11 protein-coding genes are annotated in these 8,384 nt (G+C 59.4%); 6 read left to right on the top strand and 5 right to left on the bottom strand.

What is annotated here, in order from left to right; genetic code table 11:
- Positions 1 to 226: 226 nt before the first annotated feature.
- Entirely contained in the window at positions 227 to 523 is a 297-nt protein-coding gene (locus B2W55_RS09470) for a hypothetical protein (RefSeq protein WP_145987115.1), read from the bottom strand.
- Between the two features lie 215 nt (positions 524 to 738).
- On the opposite strand from B2W55_RS09470, the gene B2W55_RS09475 reads away from it, so the two are divergent.
- A complete protein-coding gene (locus tag B2W55_RS09475) occupies positions 739 to 1,425 on the top strand; it encodes a hypothetical protein (protein WP_145987116.1) in 687 nt (228 codons plus the stop codon).
- 216 nt (positions 1,426 to 1,641) lie between these two features.
- Here the strand turns inward: B2W55_RS09475 and B2W55_RS09480 are convergent, their stop codons facing one another.
- The 4 genes from B2W55_RS09480 to B2W55_RS09495 all read right to left on the bottom strand — a co-directional run bounded on the left by B2W55_RS09480 (position 1,642) and on the right by B2W55_RS09495 (position 4,641).
- A complete protein-coding gene (locus tag B2W55_RS09480) occupies positions 1,642 to 2,535 on the bottom strand; it encodes a LysR family transcriptional regulator (RefSeq protein WP_080654975.1) in 894 nt (297 codons plus the stop codon).
- A 169-nt stretch (positions 2,536 to 2,704) separates the two neighbouring features.
- Positions 2,705 to 3,292: a cytochrome b gene (locus tag B2W55_RS09485; RefSeq protein ID WP_080654974.1), complete on the bottom strand. Its 588-nt coding sequence runs from the start codon at positions 3,290 to 3,292 to the stop codon at positions 2,705 to 2,707.
- Positions 3,293 to 3,332: 40 nt separating this feature from the next.
- Positions 3,333 to 4,028, bottom strand: coding sequence for a VIT1/CCC1 transporter family protein (locus B2W55_RS09490; RefSeq protein WP_024342669.1), 696 nt, complete (start codon positions 4,026 to 4,028; stop codon positions 3,333 to 3,335).
- 136 nt (positions 4,029 to 4,164) lie between these two features.
- On the bottom strand, positions 4,165 to 4,641 hold the full coding sequence (locus tag B2W55_RS09495) for a ferritin family protein (protein ID WP_024342668.1): 477 nt from the start codon (positions 4,639 to 4,641) through the stop codon (positions 4,165 to 4,167).
- 200 nt (positions 4,642 to 4,841) lie between these two features.
- Here B2W55_RS09495 and B2W55_RS09500 point away from each other — a divergent pair, with 200 nt between their 5' ends.
- The 5 genes from B2W55_RS09500 (at position 4,842) to B2W55_RS09520 (ending at position 8,337) form a co-directional block, all read left to right on the top strand.
- On the top strand, positions 4,842 to 5,120 hold the full coding sequence (locus B2W55_RS09500; RefSeq protein ID WP_024342667.1) for a PepSY domain-containing protein: 279 nt from the start codon (positions 4,842 to 4,844) through the stop codon (positions 5,118 to 5,120).
- A 4-nt stretch (positions 5,121 to 5,124) separates the two neighbouring features.
- Positions 5,125 to 5,727, top strand: coding sequence for a cytochrome b/b6 domain-containing protein (locus B2W55_RS09505; protein WP_024342666.1), 603 nt, complete (start codon positions 5,125 to 5,127; stop codon positions 5,725 to 5,727).
- The gene (locus B2W55_RS09510) at positions 5,702 to 6,394 is read left to right on the top strand and encodes a response regulator transcription factor (RefSeq protein ID WP_024342665.1); all 693 of its coding nucleotides are present in this window, start codon (positions 5,702 to 5,704) and stop codon (positions 6,392 to 6,394) included. Before B2W55_RS09505 ends, B2W55_RS09510 begins: the two co-directional genes overlap by 26 nt.
- Positions 6,394 to 7,758, top strand: coding sequence for a sensor histidine kinase (locus tag B2W55_RS09515; protein WP_024342664.1), 1,365 nt, complete (start codon positions 6,394 to 6,396; stop codon positions 7,756 to 7,758). The genes B2W55_RS09510 and B2W55_RS09515 overlap by 1 nt, the downstream gene beginning before the upstream one ends.
- 129 nt (positions 7,759 to 7,887) lie before the next feature.
- Entirely contained in the window at positions 7,888 to 8,337 is a 450-nt protein-coding gene (locus tag B2W55_RS09520; protein ID WP_029674602.1) for a YiiD C-terminal domain-containing protein, read from the top strand.
- Positions 8,338 to 8,384 lie beyond the last annotated feature (47 nt).

Genomic DNA, 8,384 nt, shown 5'->3' on the forward strand with positions numbered 1-8,384 from the left:
CAAGGGCGCTGACGGCGGACATTCACGACGCTCAGCGTTCCGAGCGCTCTTGATCAGCGTAGTCGTCGTTCAAGATGGAGGGGGCGCACTCTCGCGCAACCGCGCGATCCGATGGCAACACGAATTGGCGCCACGGATGGAGCTGAGCTCCCAGGGACCATGAGGGAACGGCATCATCGCAACACTGAAAGCCGCGTGCAGCGTGATATTATCCATCATACTCATCTCACGCCGCAATGCTACCTTGCTGGTAGACAGCAAGAAAGAGCCAGAGACGCTTAATCATCCGGCGCAAGTCATCCCTACTGTCTGCCTCATCGTCAGGCATCCATGTGCATTCGAGCCGCCCGGTTTCATCATTGACGCGCCATACCGCAACCATTCGAATCCGGTTCACAGAGACAGGTTTCGTGGAAGGTCGATTATCCCGGCGCCGCTGATCAGAGAACGCGCGATTGTTCCTCGGCAAGGCAGCGCGAGAACCGTGACGCGAACCTGGCATGGTAAAAAACTGAATATTCATGTCTCACCTCCGTGACCGGCCGCTTGGGCCATCACAGGCGAGACTGACAGCTTTCAGACTCGTCCGAACGACCCGAGCGGCGCGCTTTCTCGACTACTGTCGCTTGGCATTGCTCGTTGATCCTCATGCGTCGGTAGCGGACTCTGTCCGCTAGATGACGTTGGCTGCATATCACTGCCATTCTTGGGGTGACAGTGCCTTGCAGGGTCGTCCTGATGTTCGAAATCAAAAGTCCTATATACCATCGTATATTTCTGGGACTTCAGCGGTATCTATCTGCTGATTGTCCCGCTCTTTATGTTTGGGAGAAGGAGCACACAGGTTTACGCGGCCGGGTGTTCGGATTTTCTGTTAATCTGAGGTTGGTCGTGGGTATTTGGACGATCCTCGTCAAGCGGAGCCAACGCCTCCGGCGGCTGCTCTATTTATTGTCTTTGAGACTTTTGAAAGTTACGCTCTGGCTTCGCCGCGCAGGAGCAATTTTTCTTGCCCGATTGGCGCTGCATCTATCGCAATACCTATTCCGAACTGCCTCATCGAGGACGCGTAATCTGAATGCTAACCGTCAGCCCGAATCGCGAGGGCTTCCTACTTCGAGACAGATGCCGCCATTGAATGCTCCGAACATGCGCGTGTCAAAGCTGGGCTCCGACTCGCGCTATGTCGCACGTCGTTTTCTTCTTAAGGTGTATATAATTCTGATGTTTGCTGTCGCCCAAAGCCACTTGCCTTGGGGCTTCGGAAACGCGCTTGCGATGATGTTGTTCATGAGTGCAGCTATCAGCTGTGTATTGGCCATCGCGAGCCACGAGCGGTTTAGAATCGGGACCCTGAGCTACTGGGATGAGGCGTTGGTCTTCGGTTTTCTTGGTCAAACCGTACGATGGGTGTTTCTACACTGACGTGCCAGACACAATGAAACGGTAACGATCTGAGCCATCCCTGCGGTCGCGATGGGAGGTTGGTGCGGGTGGCCGCGATCGCACTGGTCAGTGTCAGTCAGCAGCACGACGTCACTCTCTCCCCTTGGGCCCGCGCACCACGGTAGACCGCTTCGCCATTGCGTGGGCAAGATCGCTGCTCGCGCTTGCGCGCTAATTCCGAAGGAAAGGATTGATCTAGACCACCTTGCTCGATCGGGCCATAGAGCGCGCAAGACTCAAAAGCCGACGGCAAGCTGGATTGTCATTCCTTGGCGACCACACGGCGCTGAATGGCAATATTTCCTTTGTAATGGGGCGATAGACGATACCCGGCAGATGGGTGACTGTCGTTGCTTCGCTGGTTAACGTCAGTCTGCGGCCAACCGCTACGAGCGATAAAAGATTGTCGCGCCCAACATGCTGAGGATGAACTTCAGGGTGATAGCCCAGATCAGCGAGACGTTGCACAAGATAGTCGTGAATCTCCGGTCCGGGTGCGGTATCGCTGACGATAAAGGTCTCGCCAGCGAGATCGGACCAGTCCAACTCGACTTTGTCGGCGAGAGGATGGCTGCCAGGGAGTACGGCAAAGACCCGTTCAGACCATAAATGATCGGTCTCGCACTCCGACCAGCCGGATGTCCCCGTAATAAAGGCTACATCGAGACGTAGTTGGCGGATGGCGGAGACGTGTTCTGCGGGATTGCCATCGACGAATTCGATTCGCACGCCTGCATGGTTTTGATCGTAAACTCGAAGCAGATCGGAGAGGAAGCCCGAAGCGAGTGAGGAGAAGATGCCGATCTTGACGCGTCCGTCCTCGCAACGCCCGATGGCGGCAACGTCTCGTGCCCCTTCGCCGATTTGCCTAAGCGCTTTGCGCGCTCGAAGTAGAAAGTGCTGGCCCGCTTGCGTAAGGCTCACACCGCCATTGTGCCGATGAAAAAGTGAGGCGCCGAGTTCGTCCTCAAGATCGCGTATGCGCCTGCTGACGGCCGATTCCCGGATACCGAGCGCGTGAGCTGCCTTTCGGAAGCTGCCATGCTCGGATGCAGCGACGAAATATCGGATATGACGCAACTCGATCATCGACATTTCCAGTCGGCTTGCGACCTTGTTCGGTGTCCCCTCCAGATCAGAATTGCGTATTGTCGACATCTTCAGCGAATGACACTTGTCCAGCGTCCGCCGCCGCGTTGGCGGCGATGACCAACCTCCCGACGAGCAAGGGAGAGGCCCCAACTATCGGACCTTCTGCCTAAAGCATGCGTTGAAGCGTGCCATCCTTTCGAAGAAACTGATGCCAGAGCGCCGCGATCACGTGGCCTGCGATCAATGCCAGCAGCAGGTTCATCACCAAGCCGCCATGCACGAAGTGCGTGATGGTCGAAAGCAGGCTGTTGCGGCCCGTCATGGAGGGAATGACGAGGCCGAAAAACACGACATCTCCTCCTCCCGACATCGCCCGGCCAATACCAGCCAGTGGCAGGCCGAGGGTCGCCAGATAAAGCAACACATGGCCGGCTTCGGCTGCCTTTCTCACCAGAGGCGACCCGCGAACCGCGGGAGCCGGATGGGCGAGCCGCCAGCCGAGCCGGACGATGGATAGAATGAGGACGAGAAGTCCTAGTGATTCATGCGCAGAAAGCCACCAGACTCTGCCCGACGATCCGCGCTCGGCAGCTCCTCGCATCCAATCCGTAAGGAACATACCGGCGATCAGAAGCGCGATGGTCCAATGGAAGAGGCGCGCCGTTGCATTGTACCGATCGCGATACGGTTGAAGCCGGCCGCTCTCGTCCACGATTTTCGAGGGGGAAGATATTTGCGTTGTTTGCGTCGACATAAAGGTCTCCTGCTTGGGGTCGTGGATCGGTGGCGGCCAGCTAAACCGCCTTGCCCACCAAAGCGCCGATGAGCGCGGTCGATGCCATGGCGACTGCACCCCAGAACACGACCCGAAGCGTCGGCTTGAACACCTTCGCGCCGCCGGCCCGCGCACCGACGGCGCCGAGGACCGCGAGCCCGATCAGGCAGGCGATTGATACGCTCCAGACGACAGTGGCCGCCGGCGAAAGCAGCGCGATGATCAAAGGCAGCGCCGCGCCGGAGGCGAAGGTCGCCGCTGAAGTAAGAGCCGCCTGGACGGGCCTCGCCATCACATGACTCGCAAGCCCGAGCTCATCACGCGCATGGGCTGCGAAAGCGTCCTTCGCCATCATCTGCTCGGCGACCTGCCGCGCCAGATCGGGCTTGACGCCGCGCTGTTGATAGATCGCGGTGAGTTCCGCCAGCTCGGCCTCGGGTTGCGTGGCCAGCTCATGGCGTTCGCGCGCCATGTCGGCTTGTTCCGTATCGGCCTGGGAACTGACCGATACATATTCGCCCGCCGCCATCGACATCGCGCCGGCCACGAGCCCGGCGACGCCGGCGACGAGGATTTCATGTTGGGCCGTCGTCGCGGCCGCCACGCCCACGATCAGGCTGGACGTCGATATCAACCCGTCATTGGCGCCGAGCACTGCAGCCCGAAGCCAACCGATACGCTCGATCAGATGCGTTTCCTTGTGGAGAGCGCGCATGAAAAATGCCCCTGGCTCAAGAGTTTGGATTGCGGATTTTCATGCTCGCGGTGCGAGGTAAATCGCGAGAACAAGCGGCAAACATTCGGCGGCCTGATGGACGCGGCGCGAGAAGGTGCTCGCGCCGCGCATCGACTCACTTACCGGCGCGCAGCTTTTCCACGGCCGCCTTATAGGAGGCATAGTGATCGCCTTCGTCTGCGGCGATCTGACGAAACAGGGCGGCCGTCTTCTTGTCGCCGACAGCGTCGGCCTGATTGGCGAAGTCCACATACATCTTCGTGTTCTCGTAGTGTTCGCCGGCCATGCCGTCGAGGAGATTGGCCTCGTCCGACTTCGCCAGTCCGAGCGCATCGGCCTCGCGCGCGAAATGCTCATTGGCTTCGACATTGGCGTTTTCGTCGAACAGCTTGGCCAGCTCGGGGTGGCCGCTCTTGCGGGCATGCTCGGCATAGGCCTGATATTTGAGGTTTGCGAAAGCTTCGCCATGCATGGCCGCTTCCAGGTTTTTCTTGGTCTGCTCATGCAGGCCGTCTTCCGCGAAAGCGGGCGCCGTGGCGAGCGATGCGGCGACGAGCGCGCCAGCAACGAGGAAGCTTCGAACGAATTTCATGGTCTGTCTCCTGACGGGATGTCTGTCTGCTCTCACTGGAGCAACGGCTCATCGATAGGAGGGCGCCCTGACGAAAGCCTGACAATGGGCCGGTCATCGCAAGTATCGTTCGTGTCGTCAGGCTTTCGTCAGGACCAGGTCATAGAAATCCCGGTGTCGCGCTGACCGCAGCGAACCAAAAATGTCTCTAAGGAAAGCAAATGATCCGCAAATCTCTTCTCATTGCCGCCGCTGGACTGTGCCTTGTGTCGTCCGCTGCATTGGCCAGCCCCACCTGCACGAAGGAGCCTGAGAGCAAATGGCTCAGCGAGTCCGCGATGAAGCAGAAGATCGCCGACATGGGATACAAGGATATCAAGATATTCAAGAAGACCACCACCGGCTGCTACGAGATCTACGGCTATACGGCGGACGGCCATAAGGCTGAAGTCTACTTCAACCCCGTCACCGCCGCGATCGTCGAGAAGAATGTGGATTGAGCCAATGACGTCCGAGGTTAGCCGCGCTGTGGCGCCACCACGTGGCCAGGACGCCGTCTGCGTGTGGGACCCGCTGGTCAGGATTTTTCACTGGACGGTGGTCCTCGGCACCGCCCTTAATTACTTCGTGCTGGCCTCGGGAAAGCCGCCCCATCGCTATGTCGGCTATGGGATCGCCGCCGCTCTGGCGGTGCGCGTCGTGTGGGGATTTGTCGGAAGCACCCATGCGCGCTTTTCCGACTTCGTGACCTCGCCGCGAGCCGTCCTTCTGCATCTCGCTGCCGTCAAGGCCCGGCGGGATCGTCGCTATGTCGGTCATAATCCCGCCGGCGGGGCCATGGTCCTGGTGCTCATGACGCTTATCGCCCTAACTTGCCTCACGGGCTGGATGCAGGGGCTCGACGCGTTCTGGGGCGTCGAATGGCTCCAGGAGGTGCATGCGCTCTGCGCTAATCTCATCATCGCGATGGCCGCTATCCATGTATTCGCAGCCATAATGGAGAGTGTGCTACATCGGGAAAATCTCATTCTTGCCATGATCACCGGGCGCAAACGCCGCGCCAGCGGAACGGATATCGACCATGCGGGTACTGCTGGCGGAGGATAATCCCCGCCTCTCGACCTTGATCTCGGAAGGCCTTGCTGAGCAAGGCTTCGTGCTCGACTGCTTTTCTACCCTCACCGAGGCCGAGGAGAGCATTGCTGTCGCACGCTATGATCTGCTGCTCGTCGATCTCGGCATGCCGGATGGCGATGGCGTTGCGTTCATCCGCTCTATCCGGCGAGCGGGAGGCACGACGCCCATTCTCGTCATCACCGCTCGAAACGGGCTCGGCGATCGCGTTGGCGGACTCGATTCCGGGGCTGACGACTATCTGGTGAAGCCGTTCGAGATGCCGGAGCTCGCGGCTCGCTGCCGCGCGCTACTACGCCGGCCCGGCGGTTGCCTCGGCACGATCTTGAGCGTGGGGGACCTTGCCTTCGATAGTGTTGAGCGCGAGGTTCGGATCGGTGAGCGCGTGATCCGCCTGCCGCCGCGTGAATTGGGTCTGCTCGAGCGCCTGATGCGACGGGCCGGTCACGTCGTGAGCAAGGCCAGCCTTGAAGAAGCGCTTTACGCCCTTTCCTCGGAGGTGACTCCCAATGCGGTGGAGGCCGCCGTATCTCGATTGCGTCGTCGGCTCGCGGCCGAGAGCGCGAATGTCGTCCTGCATACGGCCCACGGCATCGGATACATGATCACGCCGGCGGTTGAACAGGATGACCGGGCGTGATGTCTCGCGACGGTCCTCACCAGCCACGCAGTTTGTTCTTTCGGCTTTCCATGCGGCTCGCCCTGGTGGGCTTGGTTTTCATGGTGGTCGAACTGTCCGCCGTGGTGTGGTCGTATGTCAACAGGCCCAATGAGCTAGATCAGCTCCTGATCAGCGCGGAGGCCGATCGGATCGCAAGCGACATACCGCAGATGCGCGCGAGCAGCACTGTCCCAGAAGATCTCCGGCAGCCTATCGCCAAAGGAACGCAGCGAGCATTCCTCATCCACGAGCGGGGCGGCGGCGTCATCGGGCAGTTCGATGACGGCGATATCAAGGTCGCTGACGAGGCCCCGGCGTCATTCCTGGTGATCCGCACCCAGCGGGAGAACTGGGGCAACCGCTTTCTGCTCTCAGGGACGCGCCGCGTCACCGTGGCGGATGAACCCTTCTGGATCACGGTCGCCATAGCTGGGCAGGGTTTTGGCCCCTTCGTTCCAGTTATTTTCAACGAAATCCGCTTCCATGTGCTGTTTCCGCTCCTGCTGCTCTCGCTGCTCTTCCTGCTGTTCAACTTCAGCGTGGTGCGCAGCACCTTGAGGCCTCTCAGGGCCACGATCGCCGCCGTCGATGGAATCGACCCGGCACAGGTTGCGATGAGGATCGAGACGAAAGCCTCGTCGCGGGAGGTGCAGGCGCTGGTAAGCGCCGTCAACAGGATGCTGGAGCGCGTCGAGCGTGCCGTGCGGACGCTGAAGGATTTTGCCGGTGACGCCGCCCATGAGCTGCGAACGCCGCTGGCCATCATGATGCTGAGCATCGGCAAATTGCCTGAGGGTGAGGCGAAATCAAGGCTTGCCGCCGATGCGCAGGGAATGAAGCGCCTGGTGGACCAGATGCTGGACTTGTCTCACGTTACGGCGCTTGAGATCGACGCGAATACGCGCGCTGACCTTCGTGCGATTGCCTCTGACGTCGCCTCAGAACTGACGCCCCTTGCCGTTGCCCGCAGTCGCTCCATCGCGTTCCGGGATGCCGGCGCGACCGAAGTGCACGGGCATGCCGACGCGATTGGCCGAGCACTCAGGAACCTCGTCGAGAACGCCGTGTCCCACACCCCGCCGCGGACCGTGGTTGAGGTGGTTGCGGGACCGGGCGGACAATGCTCAGTGCGCGATCACGGTCCGGGCATTCCGGCTGCTCAACGTAGCGCCGTGCTGGAGCGTTTCCATCGGCTGGACAAAAGTCGCACCGAAGGCGCAGGCCTTGGCCTCGCTATCGCCTCGACCATCATGACCTTGCATGGAGGCGAGATCCGCATCGAGGATGCGCCGGGTGGAGGCGCACTCGTCCGTCTCATTTTTCCCGATTCAAGTTCCTCTTGAGGGATAAATGGCGAGCGCATCTTCTTGTTTGTATCAATTTCGCATCAATCTAAGCGTACCGCCAGCGGGGTAGTAAGAAGCTATCAATAGTACGCGGTATTGCCGGTATGTCGCAGGAAATATATCGATATGGAACCTTATTTGGAGCAATATCTACATCGGCAGATTCCTCTTTCGGCGGCAATGAACGTTTCGGTGCTTTCAGCCTCGCCAGAATCCGTCATGCTTGGCGCGCCGCTAGAGCCAAACATTAATCACAAGAGCACTGTCTTTGGTGGCAGTGCTTCCGCTGTTGCAATCCTCGCCGCGTGGTCGCTTCTACATTTGCGCCTTCTGAATGAGGGCCATCATTGCGAGATTGTGATCCAATCCAATCAAATGGACTACAATTGCCCAATCAGTGGGCCATTTACCGCCATAGCGTCCTTGCCTGAAATTTCAGACTGGCCAGAATTCCTGAAAACGCTCATCCGCAGAAAGCGCGCGCGTCTGGAGATTCAGTCGGTACTGACTTACGGCGACATCATTGCCGGCAGATTGAAGGGCCGGTTCGTGGCGTTTCTTCGAAGCAGCCCCTAGGCGCGACGCAGGATTCAGCGAAATAGTCTGTCATTCGGCCTGCAATA

Source organism: Bradyrhizobium sp. UBA2491 (assembly GCF_002341725.1).
Taxonomy (GTDB): Bacteria; Pseudomonadota; Alphaproteobacteria; order Rhizobiales; family Xanthobacteraceae; genus Bradyrhizobium.

Coding starts and splice junctions, on each gene's coding strand:
- B2W55_RS09470 (WP_145987115.1), bottom strand. CDS start 523: ATGAATATTCAGTTTTTTACCATGCCAGGTTCGCGTCACGGTTCTCGC.
- B2W55_RS09475 (WP_145987116.1), top strand. CDS start 739: ATGTTCGAAATCAAAAGTCCTATATACCATCGTATATTTCTGGGACTT.
- B2W55_RS09480 (WP_080654975.1), bottom strand. CDS start 2,535: ATGATCGAGTTGCGTCATATCCGATATTTCGTCGCTGCATCCGAGCAT.
- B2W55_RS09485 (WP_080654974.1), bottom strand. CDS start 3,292: ATGTCGACGCAAACAACGCAAATATCTTCCCCCTCGAAAATCGTGGAC.
- B2W55_RS09490 (WP_024342669.1), bottom strand. CDS start 4,028: ATGCGCGCTCTCCACAAGGAAACGCATCTGATCGAGCGTATCGGTTGG.
- B2W55_RS09495 (WP_024342668.1), bottom strand. CDS start 4,641: ATGAAATTCGTTCGAAGCTTCCTCGTTGCTGGCGCGCTCGTCGCCGCA.
- B2W55_RS09500 (WP_024342667.1), top strand. CDS start 4,842: ATGATCCGCAAATCTCTTCTCATTGCCGCCGCTGGACTGTGCCTTGTG.
- B2W55_RS09505 (WP_024342666.1), top strand. CDS start 5,125: ATGACGTCCGAGGTTAGCCGCGCTGTGGCGCCACCACGTGGCCAGGAC.
- B2W55_RS09510 (WP_024342665.1), top strand. CDS start 5,702: ATGCGGGTACTGCTGGCGGAGGATAATCCCCGCCTCTCGACCTTGATC.
- B2W55_RS09515 (WP_024342664.1), top strand. CDS start 6,394: ATGTCTCGCGACGGTCCTCACCAGCCACGCAGTTTGTTCTTTCGGCTT.
- B2W55_RS09520 (WP_029674602.1), top strand. CDS start 7,888: ATGGAACCTTATTTGGAGCAATATCTACATCGGCAGATTCCTCTTTCG.